The 25,568-nt window shown below is 49.2% G+C and carries 21 protein-coding genes; 11 read left to right on the top strand and 10 right to left on the bottom strand.

Translation table 11 applies throughout. From position 1 onward, the window contains the following. Positions 1–147 precede the first annotated feature (147 nt). The 11 genes from NO559_RS06525 (at position 148) to hemE (ending at position 15,536) form a co-directional block, all read left to right on the top strand. Positions 148–1,215, top strand: coding sequence for a pilus assembly protein PilM (locus tag NO559_RS06525; RefSeq protein WP_258331001.1), 1,068 nt, complete (start codon positions 148–150; stop codon positions 1,213–1,215). Continuing rightward, a complete protein-coding gene (locus NO559_RS06520) occupies positions 1,215–1,784 on the top strand; it encodes a PilN domain-containing protein (RefSeq protein WP_258331000.1) in 570 nt (189 codons plus the stop codon). Before NO559_RS06525 ends, NO559_RS06520 begins: the two co-directional genes overlap by 1 nt. Next, positions 1,781–2,392, top strand: coding sequence for a type 4a pilus biogenesis protein PilO (locus tag NO559_RS06515; RefSeq protein WP_258330999.1), 612 nt, complete (start codon positions 1,781–1,783; stop codon positions 2,390–2,392). Before NO559_RS06520 ends, NO559_RS06515 begins: the two co-directional genes overlap by 4 nt. 5 nt (positions 2,393–2,397) lie before the next feature. Continuing rightward, the gene (locus tag NO559_RS06510; protein WP_258330998.1) at positions 2,398–2,940 is read left to right on the top strand and encodes a pilus assembly protein PilP; all 543 of its coding nucleotides are present in this window, start codon (positions 2,398–2,400) and stop codon (positions 2,938–2,940) included. A gap of 17 nt (positions 2,941–2,957) precedes the next feature. After that, positions 2,958–5,132: a type IV pilus secretin PilQ gene (locus tag NO559_RS06505; RefSeq protein WP_258330997.1), complete on the top strand. Its 2,175-nt coding sequence runs from the start codon at positions 2,958–2,960 to the stop codon at positions 5,130–5,132. 3 nt (positions 5,133–5,135) lie between these two features. After that, positions 5,136–5,651, top strand: coding sequence for a shikimate kinase AroK (gene aroK / locus NO559_RS06500; protein WP_258330996.1), 516 nt, complete (start codon positions 5,136–5,138; stop codon positions 5,649–5,651). A 97-nt stretch (positions 5,652–5,748) separates the two neighbouring features. Beyond that, positions 5,749–6,831 carry a 3-dehydroquinate synthase gene (gene aroB, locus NO559_RS06495; RefSeq protein ID WP_258330995.1) on the top strand — a complete coding sequence of 361 codons (1,083 nt, stop codon included), beginning with the start codon at positions 5,749–5,751 and terminating at the stop codon, positions 6,829–6,831. Positions 6,832–6,860: 29 nt separating this feature from the next. Continuing rightward, entirely contained in the window at positions 6,861–8,309 is a 1,449-nt protein-coding gene (locus NO559_RS06490) for an SPOR domain-containing protein (RefSeq protein WP_258330994.1), read from the top strand. Between the two features lie 247 nt (positions 8,310–8,556). Next, positions 8,557–13,005: a glutamate synthase large subunit gene (gltB, locus tag NO559_RS06485; protein ID WP_258330993.1), complete on the top strand. Its 4,449-nt coding sequence runs from the start codon at positions 8,557–8,559 to the stop codon at positions 13,003–13,005. Between the two features lie 41 nt (positions 13,006–13,046). Then, a complete protein-coding gene (locus tag NO559_RS06480; RefSeq protein WP_258330992.1) occupies positions 13,047–14,465 on the top strand; it encodes an FAD-dependent oxidoreductase in 1,419 nt (472 codons plus the stop codon). 6 nt (positions 14,466–14,471) lie between these two features. After that, positions 14,472–15,536 carry a uroporphyrinogen decarboxylase gene (gene hemE, locus NO559_RS06475; RefSeq protein WP_258330991.1) on the top strand — a complete coding sequence of 355 codons (1,065 nt, stop codon included), beginning with the start codon at positions 14,472–14,474 and terminating at the stop codon, positions 15,534–15,536. Here hemE and NO559_RS06470 read toward each other — a convergent pair. The 10 genes from NO559_RS06470 to NO559_RS06425 all read right to left on the bottom strand — a co-directional run bounded on the left by NO559_RS06470 (position 15,496) and on the right by NO559_RS06425 (position 25,431). Then, positions 15,496–17,211 carry a GGDEF domain-containing protein gene (locus tag NO559_RS06470; RefSeq protein WP_258330990.1) on the bottom strand — a complete coding sequence of 572 codons (1,716 nt, stop codon included), beginning with the start codon at positions 17,209–17,211 and terminating at the stop codon, positions 15,496–15,498. The two genes, hemE and NO559_RS06470, sit on opposite strands and share 41 nt — an antisense overlap. A 6-nt stretch (positions 17,212–17,217) precedes the next feature. Beyond that, positions 17,218–17,763, bottom strand: coding sequence for a DUF4136 domain-containing protein (locus NO559_RS06465; RefSeq protein ID WP_258330989.1), 546 nt, complete (start codon positions 17,761–17,763; stop codon positions 17,218–17,220). A 138-nt stretch (positions 17,764–17,901) separates the two neighbouring features. Beyond that, the gene (locus tag NO559_RS06460; protein WP_258330988.1) at positions 17,902–18,990 is read right to left on the bottom strand and encodes an HD-GYP domain-containing protein; all 1,089 of its coding nucleotides are present in this window, start codon (positions 18,988–18,990) and stop codon (positions 17,902–17,904) included. A 91-nt stretch (positions 18,991–19,081) separates the two neighbouring features. Next, entirely contained in the window at positions 19,082–19,762 is a 681-nt protein-coding gene (locus tag NO559_RS06455) for a tRNA (guanosine(46)-N(7))-methyltransferase TrmB (protein ID WP_258330987.1), read from the bottom strand. 11 nt (positions 19,763–19,773) lie between these two features. After that, complete coding sequence (locus tag NO559_RS06450; RefSeq protein WP_258330986.1) at positions 19,774–21,066, bottom strand: hypothetical protein; 1,293 nt, start codon at positions 21,064–21,066, stop codon at positions 19,774–19,776. Positions 21,067–21,093: 27 nt separating this feature from the next. Continuing rightward, on the bottom strand, positions 21,094–22,086 hold the full coding sequence (locus tag NO559_RS06445; RefSeq protein WP_258330985.1) for a serine/threonine protein kinase: 993 nt from the start codon (positions 22,084–22,086) through the stop codon (positions 21,094–21,096). Beyond that, entirely contained in the window at positions 22,087–23,187 is a 1,101-nt protein-coding gene (gene modC, locus NO559_RS06440) for a molybdenum ABC transporter ATP-binding protein (protein WP_258330984.1), read from the bottom strand. Then, the gene (gene modB, locus NO559_RS06435; protein ID WP_258330983.1) at positions 23,184–23,873 is read right to left on the bottom strand and encodes a molybdate ABC transporter permease subunit; all 690 of its coding nucleotides are present in this window, start codon (positions 23,871–23,873) and stop codon (positions 23,184–23,186) included. The genes modC and modB overlap by 4 nt, the downstream gene beginning before the upstream one ends. Before the next feature lie 3 nt (positions 23,874–23,876). Beyond that, positions 23,877–24,626, bottom strand: a complete 750-nt coding sequence (gene modA, locus NO559_RS06430; protein ID WP_258330982.1) for a molybdate ABC transporter substrate-binding protein — start codon at positions 24,624–24,626, stop codon at positions 23,877–23,879. A gap of 82 nt (positions 24,627–24,708) precedes the next feature. Further along, entirely contained in the window at positions 24,709–25,431 is a 723-nt protein-coding gene (locus tag NO559_RS06425; protein WP_258330981.1) for a ComF family protein, read from the bottom strand. Positions 25,432–25,568: the final 137 nt, after the last annotated feature.

The following is a 25,568-nucleotide window of genomic DNA, read 5'->3' as shown; positions in this document are numbered from 1 at the left end:
ATACACTTTACATGAAAGATATTATCTAAAGTGTGAAATTATAAGCGTTTTTTTTATAGATATATATTTGCGTAATTGTTAATCGTGATATTTAATGTAATCTATAAAAGTTCGCTGTAAGTTACGGATGCAAATAGGAAAAATGCTGTGCTAAGCGGTTTATTCGGAAATAAAAAGAAAACTCCGGTGCTGGGAATGGATATTAGTTCCAGTTCTGTGAAGCTATTGGAACTCAGTAAAAGTGGCGATAGCTACAAGGTCGAGAGCTATTCAGTGTCCTCTCTGCCCCCGAATTCGGTGGTGGAGAAGAATATTGTCGAGCTGGAATCGGTAGCTGAGGCTGTGGCCAAGGTACATAGGTCCAGCCAATCCAAGCTTAAGACGGTGGCGGTGGCAGTGGCCGGTTCGGCGGTTATCACCAAGCATATAGACATGCCCGCCGACCTGAATGACGATGCCATGGAGTCGCAAATCACTCTAGAGGCTGACCAGTACATCCCTTATCCCTTGGATGAAGTCGCTATAGACTTTGAAGTGCAGGGGCCCTCGGAGCGCAATCCCGAGCAGGTTGAGGTGCTATTGGCGGCTTGCCGGCGCGAAAACGTTGATTTAAGGGCCGATGCGTTGGAAATGGCTGAGTTAACCGCCAAGGTGGTTGATGTGGAAGCCTATGCCATTGAGCGAGCCTACACCTTAATCGCGCCGCAAATTGATATAGAAGAGGATGGGGCAGTTGCCATCGTCGATATAGGCTCTACCATGACCACACTTAGCGTGTTGGTCGGCGGGGAGACAGTCTACACCCGTGAACAGTTATTTGGTGGCAGGCAGTTAACGGAAGAAATACAGCGCCGTTATGGCTTGTCGGTAGAAGAGGCGGGCCTAGCCAAGAAGCAAGGCGGTTTGCCCGACGACTATGAACCCGAAGTACTAGATCCTTTTAGAGAGGCTGTAGTGCAACAGGTGACTCGCTCTTTGCAGTTCTTCTTCTCTTCCAGCCAATACAATGATGTCGATCATATCGTCTTAGCTGGCGGTGTGGCCTCTATGAATGGCCTGGCGGAGTTGGTGCAAAATAAATTAGGTACCACTACTAGTGTGGCCAACCCCTTTGCCAATATGGCCTTAACCCCTTCGGTAGATGCAATGGCTTTAAGTAATGATGCTCCTTCATTGATGATTGCCTGCGGCTTGGCAATGAGGAGTTTTGACTAATGGCGAATATTAACTTACTACCTTGGCGGGACGAGCGCCGGCAAGAACTGCAAAAAGAATTTATCGCAGTACTTATTGCGGTAGCTGTTTTTGCCGGTTTGCTGGTTTGGCTGGCTGATACACAGGTGCGCAGTGAGATAGAAAGCCAGAACGCTAGAAATGCTTATCTGCAGCAGAATATTAACGACTTGAATAATCAGGTTAAAGAAATACGCGAGCTGGAAAAAAAGAAACAAGAGCTACTGGATAGAATGAAGGTTATTCAAGAGCTGCAAGGTAATAGGCCTATCATAGTCAGAATTTTTGACGAGATGGTGAGAACCTTACCGGATGGTGTTTTTTATAAAAGCTTAACTAGGAAAGATTCTGTTATTTCCTTGGATGGTAATGCCGAGTCAAACAACCGTATCTCCAGCTTAATGAGAAAACTGGAAGGTTCCGACTGGTTTGCTGGCCCGAATTTAAGCGCAGTAACGGCTAGCCCTGAATATGGTGAGCAGGCCAGCTCATTTAAATTGTCATTTAAAATCAGCATGCCTTCAGCTGTAGACGGAGGTGACAGCAAATGACCTTACAGGATGCACTTAAAGAGTTAGAAGGGTTCGATATTAACGACCTCGACTTTGAGAATATGGGGTCTTGGCCCATTATTGTCAAAGCGGTGGTTTGGGTTATTGCTTTTTCGGCCGTGATTGCCTTGGGGTATACCCAGGATATTTCAGATTTACAGAGTGAGCAGCTAAGGGCCGCGCAAAAAGAAACTGAGTTGCGCACAGAGTTTAGCCGTAAAGCTGGCCAGGCAACCAATCTAGAAGCTTACCGTAGTCAAATGCAGGAGATGGAAGAGTCTTTTGGCGCCTTAGTAAGCCAGTTGCCCAGTGATACAGAGGTGCCTGGGTTGTTGGAAGATATTACCAACAAAGGGCGCGAAAATGGCCTGGAAATAAAAGCTATTAAATTGCAGGCGGAGAGAACATTAGAATTTTATATTGAGCTGCCTATCTCTATTTCCGTGGTTGGTACTTATCACGACATAGGTGCTTTTGTGAGTGGTATAGCGGGTCTGCCCCGTATTGTCACCTTGCATGATTTTAGTTTGCAAGATCTGGGGTCTGGTAAGCTGGAAATGAATATCACTGCGAAAACTTATCGCTATATAGAAATAGATGAGGGGTAGTGATAATGTTGAGACGGATATTTATGCAATCAAAAAAAATAATACTGAGTGTTTGTGTATTAAGTTTAATGGCTTGCAGCAATTCAGATTTTAGTGATCTAGATGATTTTATGGCGGAAGAGAAAGCCAAGCCGCAACGCCCTATCAAACCTATTCCGCCGTTTAAAACGTATAAAGCTTTTTCCTACAGTGCTACCGGTTTGCGCAGCCCTTTTGAGAAGCCGGTAGAGGTGGGCGAAATTACTCGCCTACAGGCCAGCAGCAATGTTAAGCCAGACGAAAATAGAACCAAAGAATATTTAGAAAAATACGGTATCGATGCCTTGAGCATGGTGGGTACTCTTGAGCAGGGCGGTACGCTATGGGCTTTGATTCAAGATAGCGATGGCGGTGTCAATCGCGTTAAGAATGGAAATTATATGGGGCGCAATCATGGTCGAGTTGTAGAAACAGCTGAGAACTATGTTGCGGTTGTTGAAATAGTGCCGAATGGCGTTGATGGTTGGATAGAGCGTCCTAGAACCATTAAGCTACAAGTGAAAGAATAATGAGAGCGGAGAAGTCAATGGATATTGCAAATCGATCACAACAGCTGCAGCGGGGCATATCAGGCTGCAGTGCTAACTTGCAAAGGCCGCTGAGAATTGTTCTGGCGCTAAGCTGTTTATTAATTTCAAGCCTGTCATTGGCTAGCGTTAATTTAACAGGTATAGATTTTAGCTCTAAGCAAGGCGGCCGTTTTCAGGTTAAGTTAGATTTTGACGGTACTCCCCCTGAACCTAAGGGTTACAACATAGAAAAACCCGCTCGCATTGCCTTGGATTTTGCTGGCGTATCTAGCCAGCTCAAGCAGAAAAAACATCCCCTGTCTTTTGGTAATGCCAGCAGTGCGGTGGTGTTAGAGTCATCTGGTCGCACCCGCATGATTTTAAATCTTGTGGAGCTAGCACCCTATACTACTCGCGTTGAAGGTAATTCCCTCTATGTAGAAGTGGGTGATGCTGGCGCGAGGGATTATTTAAAACCTGCCCGTGAAGATAAATTGGTAGCAGCTACGCAAAAAGTATCTAAGGCTAGAGGTAATGAAATACGCAGCATAGACTTTAAACGTGGCGAACTGGGTGAAGGTAAGCTGCTTATCACTCTGGATAACCCAAAAGCTGATATTAATGTTTTTGTTGAAGGCGAAAAAATTAAAATTGATTTTAAAGGCGCTTCTATTCCTGAATCATTGCAGCGTCGCTACGACGTAAGTGATTTTGCAACGCCGGTACAGCAGGTGGAGGCTGCGGCCAATGAGGGCGGTGCTATTTTCGCGCTACGAGCAATAGGAGAGTACGATTACCTTGCTTATCAAACTGATAATGATTATGTGGTTAGTGTTAAGCCTTTAACCAAAGCGGAAAGCGAGCAGCGCCAAAAAGAATTTGCTTATGTAGGTGAGAAGTTATCACTTAATTTCCAAGACATAGAAGTTAGAGCGGTATTGCAATTAATTGCTGACTTTACTGGTTTGAACTTGGTGGCTAGCGATACGGTTTCTGGCAAAATCACTCTGCGATTGCAAAATGTGCCTTGGGATCAAGCTCTAGAGTTGGTGCTCAAGACGAAAGGTTTGGATAAGCGCCAAGTAGGAAATGTTCTAATGGTGGCTCCGGCGGCAGAAATAGCCGAGCGTGAACGCCAGGAAATTGAGAATAATAAACAGGTCGAAGAGTTGGCGCCGCTGCAAACAGAATATATACGCATACGTTACGCTGATGCTAAAGCCTTGTTCGAATTATTTAAAGATGGTGGCACTGAGGACGAAGGTGACTCTGGTGGCTCTGGTACTATGTTATCGCTGCGCGGTAGTATCATTGTAGACGAGAGAACAAACTCGCTCTTGGTAACAGAAACGGCGCAAAAATTAGAAGACTTCCGTCGCGTTATCAAATTATTAGATGTGCCCATTCGACAGGTGTTGATTGAGGCTAGAATAGTGATTGCTAATTCTGACTTTGATGAGCAGTTAGGTATACAGTGGGGTGGCGTTTATGAAAGTGAGGCGAATAGCGCTAGTGGTGGTAATCGCCTAATTGCTGGTGGTAGCAATAATACCTTTGTGGAGCAGGCTAACGGCGAAACTATAGATTGGGATGACGCCTTAGGCGTGGATTTAGGTGTCTCTAATCCTGTAGGTTCATTTTCTTTGGGGTATATTGGTACTGATGTGGCGCTGTCATTTGAACTGTCTGCATTAGAGTCACAGGGCCGAGGTGAGATAGTCTCGCAACCCAAAGTGATTACGGGTGATAAGCAGTTAGCTGTGATCAAGTCAGGTACTGAGGTTCCTTATCAGCAGTCCTCAGGTAATGGCGCTACAACTATTGCGTTTAAAGAAGCTGTGTTAAAGCTGGAAGTTACCCCCAGCATTACCCCGGACGATAGAATCATTATGGACTTAGTGATCAATCAAGACTCCTTGGGGGATTTGATACAGTTGCCTGGCGGGCGTGGAACCATACCAACCATTGATACGACACAGTTGGAAACACAAGTGTTGGTGGGTAATGGTGAAACCGTGGTCTTAGGTGGTGTATTCCGTACTGAGGATGTGAAGTCGGAAAGTAAAGTTCCCGTACTGGGCGACATCCCCTACTTAGGTCGCTTGTTCAGACAGACTTCCATACGCCAAGTCAAAGCCGAAACGCTAATCTTCATCACGCCGCGTATTTTAGCCGACACGCTTATCGACTAAATTATGAAAGCATTAGGTAATATCTTTTTAGTCGGCCCCATGGGGGCCGGCAAATCTACCATCGGCCGCTTATTAGCGGCTGAGCTTCGTCTTGAGTTCAAGGATACCGATAAGGAGATAGAAGACCGCAGTGGCGTCGATATCCCCTGGATTTTTGATATGGAAGGCGAGGAGGGTTTTCGCTTGCGTGAGTCAGCCATGCTGGATGAACTCAGTCAGCAGGATAAAATCCTGTTGGCGACTGGAGGTGGCATAGTTATTAAACCTGAAAACCGTAAGCTATTAGCGAGTCGGGGCCAGGTGGTGTATTTAAAAACCTCTATAGACGAGCAGGTTAAACGCACCAGTAGAGATACTAAACGGCCTTTGTTACAAGCCGATAATCCTCGCGCCGTCTTAACAGCTTTGATGGCAGAGCGGCACCCGCTGTATGAGGAAATCGCCGATTATATTATTGATACCGATGGTCGTAGTCCACGTTCCGTAGCTATAGAAATTAGTCGCAGTATTGCTGGTTAAGGGTCGGGTAAGATTCTCTCTGCCGGCTGCATAGTAAGTTCTATCAATGGTCTTTATAATGCATTTAACACTCAAAACGTGAATGAGATATTGATAAATGCAAACCTTACATGTGGACTTGGGCGATAGAAGCTACCCTATCTATATAGGCAAAAGCCTAATCGAGCAGCCTGAATTGTTGTTAAAGCACATTAGTGGCAAGCAGGTGTTGGTGGTGACTAATGAAACCGTGGCGCCACTCTATTTAGCAAAAGTCCGTCAAAGCTTACAGGGCCTGCAATATTCTGAGGTGATACTGCCCGACGGCGAGCAGCACAAAACTCTAACAGTGCTGGCGACCATCTACGATCAGCTGCTTAAAGATAAGCATAATCGAAGCACTACGCTAATCGCTTTGGGTGGTGGTGTGGTCGGCGATATGACCGGCTATGCGGCGGCCAGTTACCAGCGTGGGGTGAACTTTATACAAATACCCACCACCTTATTGTCACAGGTAGATTCATCCGTGGGCGGGAAAACCGGTGTTAATCACCCCTTAGGTAAAAACATGATAGGCGCTTTTCACCAGCCCCAATGTGTGATTGCCGATACCCATACATTAATGACGCTGCCCGATAGAGAATTGTCCGCTGGTATAGCAGAGGTGATTAAGTACGGGCTTATTTGCGATGCTGAATTTTATCAATGGTTAGATGAGAATGCCTCTGCCTTATTGGCAAGAGATGAATCAGTGCTGGCTGAGGCGATTTACCGCTCCTGCTTAAACAAGGCGCAGGTGGTGGCTGAAGATGAAAAAGAGTCCGGTATTAGAGCTATCTTAAATCTGGGGCACACCTTTGGCCATGCCATAGAAACTGCACAGGGTTATGGTAATTGGTTGCACGGCGAGGCAGTGGCGGCCGGTATGGTGTTGGCAATAAAACTGTCGGCCCAGCTGGGCTGGGTTCAGCAGTCCGATGTGGATAGCCTAGAGCGCATGCTGCGGGCAGTGAATTTACCTATAACTCCGCCAGCAATGAGCCAGCAGCAGTTTTTAGAGTTAATGATGGTGGATAAAAAAGTGCTGGATGGCCAGCTGCGCCTAGTGTTATTAGAGCGCATAGGCAAGGCTATAGTCACCGGCGATATCACTATAGACGATGTTAAAAAAGTACTGGCCAATGCAGGTGTGCCAGCCTAAGTAGGCTAAAAATAATTGTAGGGGCGCGTATGTTGTCTCCAAAAAAAACCGTAAATACCTTTAGCGAACACTATGTTTATCGTTTGGACTTAGGCGCAGATCCTTTTGCTGAAGGTTTTCAGGCTAATTTTTTTTACCAAGGCGGTGAGCGCAGAAAGGTACTAGAGCAACTAGTGCACTACGGCCGTTTTAGTAAGCAGCCGGTATTGTTTTACGGAGATGCTGGCAGCGGTAAAAAAAGACTGCTGCAAGAAGTGCATGAACAGCTGCATGCGGTGATGGACTGCTGCCGCGTCGATGTTGCAGGCCTGGCGGATCAGGATGCTATTTTAGCAGCCTTGGCTGATAGGTTAGGTTTAAAGCTGGATCAGCAGCATAGCTTAAGCTCATTTATCAATGCGTTGGACTTTACCGTGTCTTCAGCTGAAGAGCCTGACCCGGTGTTAATAATTATTGAAAATATCCAATTGTTAGAGCAGGCAGAGGTCAGCTTTTTATTGGATATGCACCAGGCAGCGGAGGGCGGCATACATTTATTATTGGTGGCCAGTGAAACAGAAAACGCCAATAAGCATAAGCAGTTTTTACAGCAGCAATCTCTCAAAACTGTGGCGCTAAGGCCTTTGACTCAGCAAGAGAGTGCGGAGTATCTGCAGCTGTTATTGCAATCGGTAGGCTATGCCGGGGAGTTCCCTCTCAATGAGCATCAGCTAGAGCGTTTACATAAGGCGGCGCAGGGTAATTTTGCCGCTATGCATCAGCTAGTGCCTAGTTTGTTAATGCGCAATGAATTGGCTGCAAACACTGGTGCCGGCTTTCCCGTGCCCATTACCCATGTAGCAGCAATTGCCATATTGGCGGTGGCTATAGTGATAGCTTACCTCTATCAGGGTGAAGAGCCCGCACTGCCAGAGCAGCCCGTAGCGGTGCAACAGCCTGCGGCTAAGCTTAGCCCGGAGCCTGAGCCAAAACTTGAGGCGGTAGAAGCAGAGCCAGCTCAGGTCATAGATCGCAGCCCACGGCCCATAATAGCGTCCAAGAGCCCGCCAGCAGCGGAGCCCAGTAAGCAGCAGTCAATAGAGCAGAGTGCCGTCGTTGCTCCTCAGGCAGCGCCAAAACCACAAGCCAGTAACACGCCTGCCTCGCCTGCAGTTGCTCAGCGGCCCGTAACCACTAGCAAACCCATTGCCGCCAAAGAGCAGCGCCTATTGGATATGCCTAGCAGCGCCTATATGCTGCAGTTATTGGGCACCCGCAAAGAGCAGAGCGCCAAAGACTTTAGTAGCCCTTATCAGGGGCAGTTACCCATCACCTACTTAACCACCACGCTCAAGGGGCAGCCTTGGTACGTGGTGTTAGTGGGTCCCTACGATAGCCGCGAGCAAGCCCTGGCTGCAATTAAGCGTCTCCCCGCTGCCTTGCAGCGGCAAAAGCCCTGGGCTAGAAGCCTGTCGGGCATACAGGCAGAAATTCGCTAGACAGCAGTTGAAAAGCCTTTTTAAAGACTTAAAACAGAGTTTTCAACTGTTTTAAATTTGTTTGTCTCCCACTTAATGTGTAGTATGGCTAGCCCCGCGCCAACAAGCTGGGCCAAAAGCCCATGCTTCACCGCAATAAGTATCGACCTTTTAAGCATCAAGTCTTCAGGTATCGAACCTTTAAGTATTGGGGCTTTGTGTGTTGGGCGTTTAAAAATTGGATGATAATCAGTAGAGAGTGAGAAGTATGACTGTAGGCCTTTATAGACCGGATGAATTTCGTGATAACTGCGGATTTGGTCTTATTGCTCATATGCAAGGTGAGCCCAGCCATAAGCTATTAGCCACCGCGATAGAATCCCTAACCTGCATGACCCACAGAGGCGGCATAGCCGCTGATGGTAAAACCGGCGACGGTTGTGGCTTGCTGATGAAAAAGCCCGATGGCTTTTTGCGGGCCGCGTTGCAGGCCGAGCAGGCCGTAGCCCTGCCTGAGCAATATGCCGTAGGGCAAATCTTTTTAAGTGCCGACCCGGTATTAGCTGAGGCCAGTAAAAAAGTAATTGCCGATTTGGCCGCTCAAGATCAGTTACCGCTACTGGCGTGGCGTACTGTACCAGTGGATAGCAGTGTCTGTGGGGATATTGCCCTTTCCACCATGCCTACCATTATGCAGTGCTTTATTGATATGCAGGCCCATAGCAAAGAGCAAGCTGCCTTATTGCTATTTTTATTGCGCCGTAAAATAGAAAAAGCGCTGGCCAGCGATGAAAATTTTTACGTGTGTAGCCTCTCTTGCGAAGTCATATCCTACAAAGGTTTGGTAATGCCGGTAGATTTACCCAAGTTTTATCTGGACCTAGCCGACCCGCGTTTAGAAACCGCCATCTGTGTTTTCCACCAACGTTTTTCTACCAACACCCTGCCCCGTTGGCCCTTGGCACAACCCTTTCGTTTGCTAGCCCACAACGGTGAAATTAATACCATAGAGGGTAATAGAAACTGGGCCGAAGCCCGCCGCTATAAATTTATCAGTGAGCGCTTGCCTGATTTAGAAAGTATCACACCGCTGGTTAATAGAAGCGGATCCGACTCCTCCAGCTTAGATAATATGTTAGAGCTGTTAGTGGCAGGCGGTATGAGCTTATTTAGGGCCGCCCGCATGTTGGTGCCACCGGCCTGGCAAAACATGGATAGGATGGATACCGATGTTAAGGCTTTTTACGAATACAACTCCATGCATATGGAATCCTGGGATGGCCCGGCCGGTATAGTACTTACCGATGGACGTTATGCCGTGTGTATGTTGGATAGAAACGGCCTGCGTCCGGCACGCTATATCATTACCAACAATGGCTTTATTACCTTGGCTTCCGAAGTGGGTACCTATCCCTACAAGCCCGAAGAAGTAGTAGAAAAAGGCCGAGTAGGCCCGGGCCAAATTATTGCAGTCGATACCGAAACCGGTCAGTTATTAAATAATGAAACCATAGAAACAGAATTAAAATCAGCTCACCCCTATAAACAATGGCTGCGCGATGGTGCCGCCAGAATAGAATCAACACTGGGTGGCGCCAAGGCCGACGCACTGTTAAATAATGAGCAGTTAGCGGTGTATCAAAAAATGTTTCAGGTCAGCTTTGAAGAGCGCGAGCAAGTGCTGCGGCCCTTGGCGGATAGTGGTAACGAAGCTACGGGCTCTATGGGGGATGACACGCCCATGGCGGTGTTATCGCAAAAACAGCGCGGCCTCTACGATTATTTTCGGCAAAAATTTGCTCAGGTGACTAACCCTCCTATAGATCCTTTGCGCGAATCTATAGTGATGAGTTTAGAAAGCTGCCTAGGGGCAGAAAAAAATGTCTTTGAGCAATCGCCTGCGCATGCCGAACGTATTGTTATTAACTCGCCTATATTATCGGCCTATAAATTTAAAGCCCTACTCAACATAGAGCGCCCGGGTTATAGCGCGGTAACCCTAGACTTATGCTATGAGCCTGCAGCAAAAAATTTACAACAGGCCATACAGGAACTATGCCAGCAGGCCGAAGCGGCGGTTAAGCAGGGCCACACCCTGATCATATTGAGTGATAGGCAGCTGGCAAAACAGCGCCTGCCCATACACAGTTTATTGGCGACGGGGGCAGTACATCATCACTTGATTAAAGCGGGCTTGCGTTGCGATGCCAATATCATCGTAGAAACAGGCTCGGCGCGGGACTCCCACCAAATTGCTTGCCTAATAGGTTTTGGCGCTACCTTAGTCTATCCCTATATGGCCTACAGCGTGCTGGATGATTTATTAGCCAGTGGCGAGATTTTAGGTGACCCTATACAAATGCATCGCAACTATCGTCGCGGTGTTAACAAGGGGCTGCTCAAAATACTATCGAAAATGGGCATAGCGACTATTGCCTCTTATCGTGGTGCGCAATTGTTTGAAGCGGTAGGTTTAGCGCAAGAGGTGATTGATTTATGTTTCTGTGGCGTTGCCAGTCGCATTAGCGGTGCTGGTTTTGCCGACCTAGAGCAAGATCAAATCTTGCTAGCAAAAACGGCCTGGCTAACACGCAAACCCATGGAGCAAGGCGGCTTATTAAAATATGTGCATGGCCAGGAGTATCATGCGTTTAATCCCGATGTTATTTATCAGCTGCAAGAAGCAGTGCAAGCTGGCGACTATAAATTATGGGGTAAATATGCCGACAGCGTTAACAAGCGGCCTATAGCAACCTTGCGAGATTTATTAGGTTTTGCTGAAAATATTAAGCCCATACCCTTGGACGAAGTAGAGCCTATAGAAAACATACTGCCGCGTTTTGATTCCGCTGGCATGTCCTTGGGGGCACTAAGCCCCGAAGCCCATGAGGCTTTGGCCATGGCCATGAACCGTTTGGGCGGTCGTTCCAATTCTGGCGAGGGCGGTGAAGACCCGGCAAGATACGGCACCGAGCGCAATTCAAAAATCAAACAAATAGCCTCAGGCCGCTTTGGGGTAACACCGCATTACTTAGTGAATGCCGAAGTGCTGCAAATCAAAATCGCTCAAGGGGCTAAGCCCGGCGAAGGCGGGCAATTACCCGGTGGTAAAGTCAACGCCCTCATTGCGCGCCTGCGCTATGCGGTGCCGGGGGTAACCTTAATTTCACCGCCGCCCCACCACGATATTTATTCCATAGAGGATTTGGCGCAGCTGATTTTTGACTTAAAACAAGTCAACCCCAGTGCCTTGGTATCGGTCAAGTTAGTCTCTGAGCCAGGGGTAGGTACCATCGCTGCCGGTGTGGCCAAGGCCTATGCCGATTTAATTACTATTTCCGGCTACGATGGCGGCACGGCCGCTAGCCCCTTGGCGTCCATACGTTATGCGGGCTCTCCTTGGGAGCTGGGTTTGGCGGAAGCACAGCAAGCATTGCGTGCTAATGGCTTGCGCGGTTTGGTGCGGGTGCAAACCGATGGCGGTTTAAAAACCGGTTTAGATGTTGTTAAAGCGGCAATATTAGGGGCTGAGAGCTTTGGCTTTGGCACCACACCTATGGTGGCCTTGGGTTGTAAGTTTTTACGCATTTGCCACCTCAATAATTGTGCTACCGGTGTCGCCACCCAAAATGATTATCTGCGCGATAAACATTTTATAGGCACGGTAGAAATGGTAATGAACTTCTTTAATTTTATCGCCATGGAAACCCGCGAGTGGTTAGCGGTGTTGGGCGTGCGTTCATTGGCCGACTTAATTGGCCGCACCGATTTGCTGGTTAAATTGCCGGGCCATACCGACAAGCATAAGCATTTAGATTACTCCGCCATACTGCATAAAGACCAAGCTTTAACCCAGCAGCCAGAGTTTTGCCAGGTAGCCAGTAATCAGCCCTTTGATCAAGGCTTAACCGCAGAGGCTATGTTGGCGGCAACGCAGCAAGCCATTGTTGAAAAGCGCGGCGGTGAATTTACTTTTACCATTAATAATTGCGATCGCTCTATAGGCGCGCGCTTATCCGGTGAAATTGCCAGGCATCACGGCAACGACGGCATGAGCGATGCGCCCATAACACTTAAGCTTAGCGGCACGGCCGGGCAAAGTTTTGGAGTGTGGAATGCCGGTGGTTTAGAGCTGCACCTAGAGGGTGATGCCAATGACTACGTAGGCAAAGGCATGGCGGGCGGCAAAATTATTTTGCGCCCACCTGCTGGCGTACAGTACAGCTCGCAAGACACCCCTATTATGGGCAACACCTGCTTATACGGTGCTACCGGTGGCAAATTGTTTGCCTCTGGCCGTGCTGGTGAGCGCTTTGCGGTGCGCAACTCCGGTTGCCATGCGGTTATAGAAGGTGCCGGTGATCACTGCTGTGAATATATGACCGGCGGTAATGTCACCGTGTTAGGTGCTACTGGCGTTAACTTTGGCGCCGGTATGACCGGTGGCTTTGCCTATGTGTTAGATGAAGACCGCAGCTTTGTAGATAAATACAACAGCGAGTTGGTGCAAATCCAGCGTTTAAATGTCGAATCTATGGAGGCCTATAGGCATCACCTGCGTAGCAATATCAGGGAGTTTGTAGACGAAACCGGTTCACAGTGGGGGCAGTACATACTGGATAACTTTGTAGACTATATCGGTAAGTTTTGGATGGTGAGCCCAAAAGCGGCCAGCCTGGATGCCTTATTGGCCAGCACCAAACAACGGCCTGAGTAAAACCGCACAGGCCAATACCGAATTATAGAGTGAGTAAAACCATGACAGAACGTTTAAACAATGTATTTCAATTTGTTGATGTAGGTCGACAAGACCCTGCTAAAAAAGCGATGACAGCTCGCACCCAGGAGTTTGTAGAGATTTACCAACCCTACCAGCAGCCCGAGGCGCAACAGCAGGCTCATCGATGCCTATCCTGTGGTAACCCCTATTGTGAGTGGAAGTGCCCAGTACACAACTTTATACCCAACTGGTTAAAGCTGGTGGCCGAAGGCAATTTATTTGAAGCGGCCGAGCTCTCCCATCAAACCAATACCCTGCCAGAGGTCTGCGGTCGAGTGTGCCCGCAAGATAGACTGTGCGAAGGGGCTTGTACCCTTAACGATGGTTTTGGTGCGGTGACTATAGGTTCCACCGAAAAATATATTACTGATACCGCCTTGGCCATGGGCTGGCGGCCAGACCTAAGCCAGCGGGTATGGACCGACAAAAAAGTCGCCATTATCGGTGCTGGTCCTGCGGGGCTGGGCTGTGCCGATGTGCTGGTGCGCGCCGGCGTCAAACCCGTAGTGTTTGATAAATACCCGGAGATTGGTGGTTTATTAACCTTTGGCATACCCGAGTTTAAGTTGGAAAAATCGGTAATGACCCGTCGCCGCGAGGTGTTTGAGGGTATGGGGATTAGCTTCCAACTCAACACCGAGGTGGGAACTGATGTTACAATGGCGCAATTAATGGCTGAGTACGATGCCGTGTTTATGGGCATGGGTACCTACCGCTATATGAAGGGCGGCTTTCCTGGTGAAGATAAGCCCGGTGTTTACGATGCATTGCCTTTTTTAGTGGCCAATGTAAATCGTAACTTGGGCTTTGAGAAAAACCCCAGCGACTATATTAGCGTACGCGGGCAAAGGGTTGTGGTACTGGGTGGTGGAGATACCGCCATGGACTGCAACCGCACCGCCATACGCCAATGCGCCAGCCAAGTAACCTGCGTGTATCGCCGCGATGAAGAAAACATGCCCGGCTCGCGCCGTGAAGTTGCCAACGCCAAAGAAGAAGGCGTAGCCTTTTTGTTTAATCGTCAGCCGGTAGAAATCGTAGGCAACGGTAAAGTCGAAGGCGTAAAAGTGGTGAGTACCCAGCTGGGTGAGCCCGACGAAAATGGTCGCCGTCGCCCAGAAGTGGTGCCAGGCAGCGAAGAAATTATTGCTGCCGATGTAGTCTTAGTGGCCTTTGGCTTTCAGCCCAGCCCGCCCGCGTGGTTGGCAGAGCATGAAGTAGAGCTCAATGATTGGCAGGGTGTGGTTGCTCCCGAGCAACAGCCTTATAAATTTCAAACCAGCAATCCCAAAATTTTTGCTGGCGGTGATATGGTGCGCGGCTCCGATTTAGTGGTAACCGCTATATGGGAGGGGCGACAAGCCGCCGAAGGAATTTTAGATTTTTTAGAAGTGTAAACAACTATGTCTGAATTAAAAAATGATCGTTTTCTTCGCGCCCTAAACCGCGAGCCCGTGGATGTTACTCCGGTATGGATGATGCGCCAAGCTGGTCGTTATCTGCCTGAGTATCGCGCCACGCGCGCGCAAGCGGGTGACTTTATGTCGCTGTGCATGAACCCGCAGCTGGCTTGTGAAGTGACTCTGCAGCCCTTAGAGCGCTATCCTTTAGATGCGGCCATTTTATTTTCAGATATTTTAACCATCCCCGATGCCATGGGCTTGGGCTTGTATTTTGAAACCGGCGAAGGCCCGCGTTTTAAAAAACCTACCCAAGATGAAAAAGCCATAGCGGCTTTACAAGTTATAGACCCGCATAAAGACCTGGGCTATGTCATGGACGCGGTGAGCACCATACGCAAAGAGCTCAATGGTCGCGTACCGCTAATCGGTTTTTCTGGCAGCCCCTGGACCTTGGCCACTTATATGGTAGAGGGCGGCTCTAGCAAAGATTATCGCCGCACCAAGCAAATGATGTACAACCAGCCAGAAGTTTTTCATCAACTGTTAACTAAGCTGGCCGACTCGGTAATCGTTTACTTAAACGCGCAAATCGAAGCGGGTGCGCAAGCGGTACAAATTTTTGATAGCTGGGGCGGTGCTTTATCACACTCCGCTTATAAAGAATTCTCGCTGAATTATATGCAGCGTATAGTCGATGGTTTAATACGTGAGCGCGAAGGCCGTAAAGTACCGGTGATTTTATTTACCAAAGGCGGCGGCCAATGGTTGGAGTCTATGGCTGCAACCGGTGCCGATGCTTTGGGCTTGGATTGGACTACGGATATTGCTCAGGCTAAAGCCCGAGTGGGTGATCAAGTCGCCCTGCAGGGCAATATGGATCCCAGTATGTTGTACGCTTCGCCTGCGCGTATACGCGAAGAGGTGGCAAATATTTTAGCCGGCTTTGGTAAGGGTAATGGCCATGTGTTTAACTTAGGCCATGGTATTACCCCTGAAGTAGACCCAGAGCATGCCGGCGTATTTATTAACGCGGTGCATGAACTATCGGCGCAGTATCACCAGTAGTGCCAGCGCCATTATCGGCAGTAACACGGGGCCTGCTTTGCTGTTTCTCTTTAGCATGGGCAACAGCCATTTCAGGCTTAAATAACTGTACGCGATTTCTGCCGTGGCGCTTGGCGTAGTATAGCGCTTGGTCGGCTCTTTCCAGCGTGTCGTTTATTTCGTCCTTCGGCTGCCACTGGGTGACGCCAAAGGACATGGTTAGCCCTATATAAATTTCCCCTTTAATAAAAGGGGATTTTTCTATGGCCAATCGGCTGCGTTCAGCCAGCTCTAAAGCCCTTTGCTCGGGGGTGTCAGGTAAAATAATAATAAATTCTTCGCCGCCCACGCGGTTGCACATATCGGATTCGCGTAGATTAGTGCACAGTATTTGGGCCACATGTTGCAGTACCTCATCACCTATATGGTGGCCATATTGGTCATTAACGGCTTTAAAAAAATCTATATCTATAGCAATTAATGAAAAACTACTTTGGTTGCGCTGTGAGCGTTTGAGTTCGGCGCTTAATAATTGGTGAAAACTGCGAGGGTTGTGTAGTTTGGTGAGGTGATCCGTGAGTGCTAATTTTTTTAATTCTTGCTCCGCTTTTTTTCGCCGTTCTATTTCGCCAGAAAGACGCTTATTGGTGTATGCCTGTACCAATAATGCTGCAATTAATGAGGCGAGTATGGCGACAAAATAGGGCCACCAGCCAAACAGGCGGTCCTGCCAAGTGCTGGGGTTAAAAACAAAACCCGACAGCGCAGCTGTGTTGTCAATCATACCTAAGTCTTGAAAGGTTGTTGCCATACGCTCAAGCCTACCTGGGTGTATGTGGCCTATGCTTATTAGTTCCGGAATAATCAGTTTGCGCACCATATTGGCTTCATAGCGTAAATGGTTCAGCGACTTTGGGCTTTGGTATTGTTGTTTAAGTAACTGAATAATTTCTTCGGGGTAGTCTAAGGCGTATTGCCAGCCTTTTAAGGTAGCGTTGACAAAGCGCTGTACCTTGTCAGGATTATTTTTCGCCATAGCTTGGGAGGTAAACAAAATATCACTATAAAAATCTATACCGTAGTCTTCAGGCTTTAGCGCGGTATAGGCTATGCCGCGCTCTTCTAAATAAAAAGGTTCATTGGAAATATAGGCATTAAAAGCGTGTACCTTGCCTTGGTATAAATCGGCGATGTTATACGAGCTGGGGATGATATTGATATTTTCTAAAGAACTATGCGAGGCATAAAGCATAGCCAGTAGGTCTGCATCCTGTGAGTCCACGCCATCGACTAACATCACCGTTTTGTTAATTAAGTCCTCGGTGCTGTTTATTTGGCTGTCTTTGCGGGTGATTAGTATAGAGGGCGAACGTTGATAAATAGCGGCTAGGGCGACTAAGGGTTGGCCCTTTAATCGGGCCAGTAGTACTTCGCTATTGCCCTCGGCAAAGTCTGCACGCCCATTTAATAATTCAGCGACTGGCTGACGGTTTTTATTACCGGCAATAATTTCCACATCAAAGCCGGCCTGTCGGTAATAACCTTGCTGTTTAGCGGCATAGTAACCAGCAAATTGAAATTGATGGTGCCAGCGCAATTGCATGCGAATTTTTTCTAGCGGTAGATTGGCAAGGCTAAGGTTGCTAAGCAATAAAAAGCTAACGAGGTAGTAGCAGTAAAGCTTAGCTTTCTTCATAGTGGCTTAGTCGCTAGGTTTAGGGGGGTAGGAGGCCAGAATATCAGTGACAGCTTTGTCTACCATTTCATCAGCAGCGGCGGGGTCATCGGCATCGACGGTAAAGGCATAATTGCCCTGCCATACCACTTTGCTGGTTTGGGCATCCAATAAGGTGACGCTAATGCTGACATCATTGACCAGGGTTTCACTGCTTAGCGGCACGCTAAGTGAAACCCCAAAAAATGAGCCGCCACCGCCGCTACCTAGTCCTATGCCGCCTCTGGAATTGGGCTCCTGAGTGCGTTGCTGGGAGCGCAGTAGTGGGCTGACTAATAAGGTGTGATCTTGTTGTTGCTGGGATTTTTGCAGCCCGGTCAGTGAGATGTGCTTCTCTATGGCAGCTTGTAAGCGTTTTTGCATTAACGCGTTTTCATCGGCTTTGCTGGGTGTTAATTGATAATAGCGATAGTGGCTAAAGTCGGTGCTGGTATCATAGTCTGTGGCCACAGGGCTGCTTTGGCAGGCCGCGAGCAGGCACAGTAGTAGGCTGGTGCTTATCGTTTTTATCATCAAATAGTCCAAGGTTGTCGCCATTGGCGACAGTAGTGATTATGCTGGTTGTTATGAGCTGTGTATAACTATAGAAGTCTAAAGTATAGCTGCAATTGCGAGGTTTTATAGCACAAAGTCTGTTGAGCGGGGCTGTGCTTATGCCGCGCTTAGCGGGGGGATTTTATGGCTAAGATAAACCTGTTTTACGGCTAGGTTGAGGGCGTGGATTACGGCTAGTGAAAAGCTCAAACCTAGCTCTCGGTTACAGGCGATTAAAGCATTGATGCTGGCTTGTGCGCAGGCTAAGTGTGGATATAGCGCCTGTTGTGCAAAAAAATAGTCTAGGGCGGCGATAAGCTGAGCCCCCATGTGAATATTCTTTTTTTGTAGCTGTTGCGGGTAGCCGCTGCCATCCCATTTTTCGTGATGTTGCAGGCATAGTTCGGCAGCCAACTGCCAGCCTTGTTGTTTAAGCAAATAGTGATAAGCGGTGTATGGGTGCTGGTCTAGGGCTTGCGCTTGTTCGCCGGCGGCAGTGTCCATGCCTAAGTCATGCATATAAATGGCTGCCACTAGCTGTTGGCTATCAATATCGCTGGGAAGATGAGGTAGCGCAGCTTCGGCCAGCTCTACCATTTGTTGATACAGGGCAGGGTTGCCGCTAATTTTTAAGGCCAGTTGCTCGGCGCTAGCGCGGAAAAAAAGCAATTGCTGCTGCGGCAAGCTTGCCTCACTGTCGTCGGCCAATGTTGCGCAGATTGCCGGGTGGCTGGTGTTTATATCGCCGGTTTCTAATTCCATAAATAATTGTTGTATGGATTCTTGGGCGGCAGGGCTATGCCCGCAGCGGGCAATGGCTAAAAATCTTTCTCCAATGGCGGTTAGCGCAGCGGTATCACAGGCGGATTGCTGTTGCAGTAAATCTAGGTGATAGCGCAGCTGATCTAGCGCGAGTATGTAGGTTGCGGTGAATAATTTGTTAAAGCTCAGGCGCCCTTCACGCACTTCGGAAACACTTTCTTCTAGCCCGTGTACATAGTCGCTGAAAGGGCTGAGCATGCACATACGCAGGTTGCCCTTAATCGTATGCAGGTTTCTAAATAGCGCGTTAAGTTGCTCATCGTCTTGGGGGTGGGCAGCCAAATGCTCCAGGGCTGGCTCCAGCTCATCCAGGCTCTCATGAATGGCGGTGATTAGCTCCGCTAAGGTGTCGCTGTCTAAATCATCGGGTAAGCTAAAAATCATTATTGTTATGGCTGTATTACGCGATCAAGCAGTCATACTAGGGGGTATTGCTGCTGGATAAACTAGGTATTTATACCTAAGCGTAGCCTAGCTAGCGCTTGAGGCTATAAATACAGTGATAAAGTGTTTGCTGGGCCGCTAAATATTTGCGTTCAAAGGGGGTGATCACTGGGTCGGGTACAAAGGCCTGCGCGCTGGCGGGGTGGCCCGCCAAGCTTAATGCCCAGGCAAACTCTTCTACATACAGCGGCCAGTTGCTGCGCAGCTCTATGCGGCCACCTAAGGCTAGCAAGCTGCTAAACAGTGGTGAGCCATGGCAGCGCCGCTTGATATGAGCAGATTTGGGCCAGGGGTTGGGGTATAGCAAATAGTGGTGGCTGAGTTGCCACTGGGCATCCACCGCTAAACGCCAAAAATCATCGACATCGGCACGCAATAAGTAATAGTTATCCACGCCGCTGGCGCGGTAGTGCTCGTCGTGTTTATTGAGCCTGTGCAGGGATTTATCCAGCCCTATTACGCTGGCTTCGGGGTGCAGCTTGGCTAGTGCTACTGTGCTTTCGCCTACGCCGCAGTAGGAGTCAAAAATAATCGGGCGGTTAAATTGCTGCAGCCAGTTATTGGCTTCTTCAAAGGCGTGCAGGCTGAAGTCCGGGTAGGGCTTGCGAAAGGGCGCGGCCAAGTGGCGGGCGACCAAGTGGGGGATTTGCTCGTGGGGGCCGTTTTGGTTGCTGATCACGGGCTTGGCGTTGCTAATGATTTCTGAACTCACAAATGATTCGCTTAGGGTAGGGTGGCGGATTGGTAAATGGCGACGCTGCGGGCGTGCTGGTCTATTTGCTGCTCTATATGCGCCAGCATGGCTTGTTGGTTACCCGAGTGGTTGTGCAGCTGCTGCTCCAGCTGTGAGGCCAGCGGATAAGTGACCGGAAAAAAGTCGTGCTCTTGCTGGCTCAGGGCTATGGCTTTTTGCAGTGCTTGTGCTCGTTGCGGGTCGATTAATTGGCTGGCAAATAAACTGCCAGCGCGGTCGGCGATTAAATCAGAAACGGAAAAGCCGCTATAGCCATTTTGGTCCTGTAACTCTTTATACAAACCTATAGCGTCGGCGATAGAGCTGTTAGCAAACAGAGTAATAACCGCGGTACTTAAAAAGTGAGTGGCTAAATCTTTGCGTCGCTCTATGGTTAGCTCTATGGGGCGCTGGGGCAGGTTAACGTGTTGCTTGAGATTCAGTAACTCAAAATCTTCACGGTCGGCAGTGTGTAAAAATAGCGCTAATAAGATGGCCTTATTGTCGGCAATACTATCGTCAATCGTATTGGCTTGGGGTTGGCTTAGCGCTAAGTTAAACATGGCGTGCATAACTTCATAAAGCTTAATGCGCTGGCCTAAACGATTGGCAAATTGTTGCTCTATAGCTTGTTGATAAAAGGGCAGCCGTTGCAATGCGGTTTTGCCTATAAATAATTCTAATTGTTGGTGCTGTAATTGCGCTTGTACTTTTTCATCGATATTAAAATCTATAGCGACATGTTTTTCGCTAATAGTGATGGCTTCTATGGTTTGCCATAGCTGGCTGCCGCTAGTGTATTGTGGATGCTGCTGGGCATAGGGCATAGTCATATTGACCAGTAATTCTACGCTTTGCTGGGGCAGTTCTATGCTGCCTATTTGGCCGCCTAATAAAATAAGATTTTTGCCCTGGGTATTAAAGTCTATGCGTAGATTGAGGTAGGGGCGCAGAGGCAGGTGGGTGTTAATACTCAGTAGTAATTCGCTGCGTTGGGGGTGCAGCTTAACGTGGCCAGTAAAACCCAGATGTTTTTTAAATTGTTGGCTGCTGTGCCTAAGCAGTTCATTTAAATCCTGCTCGCTAAATTCCACTCGCTTATGGGTAGGGGTAGATTCACTCTGCTGGATAAATTGATGTATGCGGCCTAGCTCTTGCCCTGAGTATTGATCACTGGCAAAGCTAACACTGGGCTGCGCCTGCAAACTCATCCACCAGCCTATTAGGGGCAGTGATAGCAAAACTAAAAAAAGAAATAGTAATAACAGTAAAAATTTTTTCACATTAAAACCTGTGCTGCAGTGAGCCGTTTAAAAGACTTGTAGTGGTGGTTCGTTGAGCAGGGCCCATTGTTCCCGTAATTCTAATACATGATCCGACCAATAGCGCAAAGAATTAAACCAGGGGAAGTTATGGGGGAAGGCAGGGTCTTGCCAACGTCGCGCCAGCCAAGCGCTGTAATGCATAATGCGCAAGCTGCGCAGGGCTTCGGCCAGGGGCAGCTGGCGCGGGTCAAAATCATAAAACTCATTATAGCCATCGGCTAATTCTGACAGCTGCGCGGTTTGTTGCTGCCTGTCGCCAGATAAAAACATCCATATATCTTGTATGGCCGGGGCCATGCGGGCATCGTCCAAATCTACAAAGTGTGGGCTGTCATCGCGCCATAAGATATTGCCCGCATGGCAGTCGCCGTGGGTGCGTATGGGGGTGTAGGGCACTTGCGAGAATAATTCTTTAATGGCTTTTAATAAATCTTCGCACAGGCTGTTGTAGGCGGTGGCCAGCTCCATGGGGATAAAATTTTCACTAATAAATTGATAGCTCTGAGTGCCGAAGCTATCTATGTCTAAGTGGGGGCGATGCTGAAAGTCTTGGGTAGCACCTACGGCGTGTATGCGCGCTACCAGCCTGCCCAGCATATGCAGGCTGTCTAAATCGCCTAAGTCAGGGGCGCGACCGCCGCGGCGCTCGTACAGTGAAAATTTAAAGCCTTGAAACTCTAACAAGGTTTCACCGGCGCTGTTTTGCTGCGGCGCGATGACGGGAACATCGGCCTCCACTAGCTGCTGGGCAAATTGATGCTCCTCTAAAATTTGCGCATCGCTCCAGCGCTCGGGGCGATAAAATTTGGCGATGATGGGTTCGCCTTCCTCTATGCCGATTTGGTAAACACGGTTTTCATAGCTGTTAAGAGGGTAGATGCGCAGGTCGGTGATTAGTCCTGTGCTTTCTATGGCATCCAGCACTAACTCGGGGGTGAGTTTTTGGTAGGGATGTAGTTGTTCGTCATGGTCGGCCATTTAATAGTCCAAAGCTTTGTTGAGTAGGGCCACGCTTTTTATTTGTGCGTAAACAGTTTGGCCTAGGCTGAGTTGTAATTGTGCTAGTGATTTATAGGTAATTCTGGCCAGCAGGTATTGCTCGCCCACTAATAGTTTAACCATGGCGTGAGCCGCCCCTGCGGGGTGCATAAGCTCTACCACCTGAGCCGGTAAAATATTGAGTATGCTGCTGTCTTGTTGATGGCTGAGGCTAATGCTGACATCCCGCGCCGGTATGCGTAAACGCAATTGCTCGCCTAGGGCGTGTTCGCAGTGCAAGTAAAGTGAGGCTGTCGAGCTTTCAGTTGAGCTGTTAAGGGCGAATTCGGCCAATTGATATTTGCTGTCCCGGTCTGTGATTTGGCCCTGTAATAAACTGGCCGCTTGCTCTTGTTGATTGAGTGTTAAATCCAGACGATGGCATAAATCTAACAGCGGCCCCTGAGCAATAATTTTACCCTGCTCCAGCAGGCAGAGCTGATCGGCTAGGCGGCTAACCTCATCCATATTATGGCTGACATAAATCACCGGTATATTGATTTGCTGCGGCAGTTGCTCTAACACCGCCAGCACCTCGTCGCGGCTAGATTGGTCCAAGGCTGACAGCGGCTCGTCCATTAATAGTAATTGCGGCTGGCTGAGCAGAGCTCTGGCAATTGCCACCCGCTGCTGTTCGCCCCCTGATAAAGTATTGGGATTTTGCGAGAGCAGGGGCTGTAGTTTTAAAAAGTCACATACCTGCGGCAGGCTAAACAGCTGGCCATTGTTGTGCCTACGTTGATAGGCGTACTGTAAATTCCCCAGCACGCTGAGGTGGGGAAACAGCCGCGCATCTTGAAACACATAGCCTATATGGCGCTGGTGGCTGGGGGTAAAGGTCTGCTCATCCTGCCACGTGTGGCCGTTAAAACTAATACGGCCTTGGGCGTTTTGCTCCAGCCCGGCTATGCAGCGCAGCAGCGAGGTTTTGCCTGCACCGCTATCGCCATACAGCGCGGTGACGCCGCTATTGGCTAGCTCAGCATTGATCTGTAGCTGCAGGCGATCGCGCTGTAAGCTAAAAGCTAAGGCTAAACTCATGATTGCCGCGCCGCCGTTAGCACTGTGGGTTTATTAATGCGGTAAACCACCGTTAATAGCAGCAGCGAAAACACTACTAGCCCCGCGGCTAGTATATGGGCCTGTTGGAATTGCAGGCTCTCTACCCGGTCGAACAGGGCGATAGACAGCACCTGGGTTTTACCGGGTATATTGCCGCCGATCATCAGCACTATGCCAAACTCCCCCACAGTATGGGCAAAGCCCAAGCTGGCGGCGGTAATAAAACTGCGCCGCGACAGGGGCAGTACGATGCTGAAAAAGCGGTCTTTAAAATCGGCCCCCAGGGTGCTGGCGGCTTCTAATAGTTTAACCGGCAATTGCTCAAAGCTGGCTTGCAGGGGCTGCACCACAAAGGGCAGCGAATACAGTACCGAGCCTATTACCAGGGCGCTAAAGCTAAAGGCTAGTGAGTGACCGGTAGCCGACAGCCACAGCTGGCCAAAAGGGCTGTCGGGGGCAAAGGCCAGCAGCAAATAAAAACCCAAAACCGTGGGTGGCAGCACTAAGGGCAGGGCCACTATAGCCTCAAACAATGGTTTTGCTCGGTTGTGGCTGTGGGCCAGCCACCAGGCCAAAGGCGTGCCTAGGATTAATAAAATCACCGTGCTCACTGCGGCTAGCTGCAGGGTGAGGACTATGGCGGCGATGTCATGGGCGTGCAGCATAAATTAGGGTCGCTCAGGTAGCCGGTAGCCCTGTTGGGCAATAATGGCTAGCGCGTCGTCGGATTGTAAAAAGGCCATAAAGGCTAAGGCGGCCGAATTATTTTGCCCCGATTGTAACAGTATTGCCTGCTGCCGTATGGCTTGATACCAATGGGCGGGTATGGGCCAGTAACTTATACCCTGTTCAGCCAGCAGAGGCGAAAGGGGGATAAAGGCCCAATCCACATTGCCAGTCATTAAAAATTGCTGCGCCTGGCTAATATTATTGCCCCTGACTAATCGCCCCTGCAGTGGCTGCCACAGTTGTAAGTGGCTAAGGCTTTGCTGCGCCGCCAGCCCGTAGGGGGCGATCTTGGGGTTGGCGATAGCTATGGTTTGGGCCTGGCTAAGCTGTTGGCGAATAAAGTGCTCATCAGCCGTAGCCAGCGCGGTGCTGCGGCTGGCTAATACCAATTGCCCCAGTGCGTAGGTGTAGCGGCTAGCCGCTAGGCCATAACCCTGTTGTACTAGCTTGTGCGGGTGCAGCTCATCAGCGGCCAATAAAACATGGTAGGGGGCGCCGTGGGTGATTTGATTAAACAGCACCCCGGTAGACGCGCCGCTGATAATAAGTTGGTGCTCGCTAACTTCTTGAAAGCGCTGCTGTAACAGCTCTAGTGTGAGCTTAAAGTTAGCTGCTACCGCAATATGAGCGCTGCCCGACCAGCTATGGCTGGCCAGCAGGCAGCCTATGAATAATAAAATTAAGCGCATACGGTGTTATTGCTGTGGCTTAGGAGGCTAGCGATGATACTAAAGTTACCCCGCCTATACACCGCTAATCGCGGCCCATGGCTTACAAATCTATGGGCGTGCGCGCCAAGCACCAGATATGCACCTCGGCAGCACCGGCGGCTAACAGGCAGCGGCTCATGGCCTCGGCGGTGGCTGTGGTGGTGACCACATCATCGACTACGGCTACACACTGGCCCAGTAGCGTTTGCTGCTTGTTGACCTTAAAAGCATGTTTTAAATTGCGCTGGCGCTGCGCCGCATTCAGCCCCTGCTGCTTGGGGGTGTGCAACTGCCTGCGCAGGCCACGGTGTATGGGGATGTTTAGCTGCTTGCTCAGCTGTTGTGCCAAAAGCTCGCTTTGGTTATAGCCGCGCTGCCACCAGCGCCGCCAGTGCAGCGGAGTGGGTATTAGCAAGCCGGGCTGTGGGCTATGGCCGTAAAGCTGGCGTATGCGCGCGCCCAATAGCTGGCCCAGCACCCTGCCGTGGCTAAGCTTGGTTTGATATTTAAAGCCGGTTATTAGCTCATCTATGGGATGCTGGTAGCGCCAGCCTGCGACTAAGGTGCTGAAACTAGGGAGCTTTTTTAGGCATCTGGCACAGCTTAGTTCGCCCTCATTAGCCAGTGGCAAGGCGCAGTGCTGGCAGAGTGGTGCTTGCAAATAGGGCAGCTCAGCCTGGCAGGGGGCACATAAGTCCAGCGGCCCTGGGCAGTGTTGGTCGCAAAGTATGCAGTGCTGGGGGCTAATAAAGGCGAGCGTACGGGCAAATAACTTGTTAACCATGAGAGTCCTTTCAGGTTGACAGCTTTAGATGAATGCTTATGATAGGCGGCTCTGTATCCTAGATGAGCATGCCCTAGGCGCATTTAATAAGTAAGAGATTATTAAGTAGAGATAATTAGATAACCGCTATAGGCCAG

It is taken from the genome of Dasania sp. GY-MA-18, assembly GCF_024734385.1.
GTDB classification, from domain to species: Bacteria; Pseudomonadota; Gammaproteobacteria; order Pseudomonadales; family Dasaniaceae; genus Dasania; species Dasania phycosphaerae.
This window is presented reverse-complemented; position numbering and strand designations above follow the sequence as displayed.

What these genes read in the sequence shown, in the direction of transcription:
- NO559_RS06520 (WP_258331000.1), top strand. Translation starts at nt 1,215, where the DNA reads ATGGCGAATATTAACTTACTACCTTGGCGGGACGAGCGCCGGCAAGAA.
- aroK (WP_258330996.1), top strand. Translation starts at nt 5,136, where the DNA reads ATGAAAGCATTAGGTAATATCTTTTTAGTCGGCCCCATGGGGGCCGGC.
- modA (WP_258330982.1), bottom strand. Translation starts at nt 24,626, where the DNA reads ATGCGCTTAATTTTATTATTCATAGGCTGCCTGCTGGCCAGCCATAGC.
- modB (WP_258330983.1), bottom strand. Translation starts at nt 23,873, where the DNA reads ATGCTGCACGCCCATGACATCGCCGCCATAGTCCTCACCCTGCAGCTA.
- NO559_RS06470 (WP_258330990.1), bottom strand. Translation starts at nt 17,211, where the DNA reads ATGAAGAAAGCTAAGCTTTACTGCTACTACCTCGTTAGCTTTTTATTG.
- NO559_RS06460 (WP_258330988.1), bottom strand. Translation starts at nt 18,990, where the DNA reads ATGATTTTTAGCTTACCCGATGATTTAGACAGCGACACCTTAGCGGAG.
- NO559_RS06425 (WP_258330981.1), bottom strand. Translation starts at nt 25,431, where the DNA reads ATGGTTAACAAGTTATTTGCCCGTACGCTCGCCTTTATTAGCCCCCAG.
- NO559_RS06515 (WP_258330999.1), top strand. Translation starts at nt 1,781, where the DNA reads ATGACCTTACAGGATGCACTTAAAGAGTTAGAAGGGTTCGATATTAAC.
- hemE (WP_258330991.1), top strand. Translation starts at nt 14,472, where the DNA reads ATGTCTGAATTAAAAAATGATCGTTTTCTTCGCGCCCTAAACCGCGAG.
- modC (WP_258330984.1), bottom strand. Translation starts at nt 23,187, where the DNA reads ATGAGTTTAGCCTTAGCTTTTAGCTTACAGCGCGATCGCCTGCAGCTA.
- NO559_RS06445 (WP_258330985.1), bottom strand. Translation starts at nt 22,086, where the DNA reads ATGGCCGACCATGACGAACAACTACATCCCTACCAAAAACTCACCCCC.
- NO559_RS06510 (WP_258330998.1), top strand. Translation starts at nt 2,398, where the DNA reads ATGTTGAGACGGATATTTATGCAATCAAAAAAAATAATACTGAGTGTT.
- NO559_RS06480 (WP_258330992.1), top strand. Translation starts at nt 13,047, where the DNA reads ATGACAGAACGTTTAAACAATGTATTTCAATTTGTTGATGTAGGTCGA.
- NO559_RS06490 (WP_258330994.1), top strand. Translation starts at nt 6,861, where the DNA reads ATGTTGTCTCCAAAAAAAACCGTAAATACCTTTAGCGAACACTATGTT.
- NO559_RS06505 (WP_258330997.1), top strand. Translation starts at nt 2,958, where the DNA reads ATGGATATTGCAAATCGATCACAACAGCTGCAGCGGGGCATATCAGGC.
- NO559_RS06465 (WP_258330989.1), bottom strand. Translation starts at nt 17,763, where the DNA reads ATGATAAAAACGATAAGCACCAGCCTACTACTGTGCCTGCTCGCGGCC.
- aroB (WP_258330995.1), top strand. Translation starts at nt 5,749, where the DNA reads ATGCAAACCTTACATGTGGACTTGGGCGATAGAAGCTACCCTATCTAT.
- gltB (WP_258330993.1), top strand. Translation starts at nt 8,557, where the DNA reads ATGACTGTAGGCCTTTATAGACCGGATGAATTTCGTGATAACTGCGGA.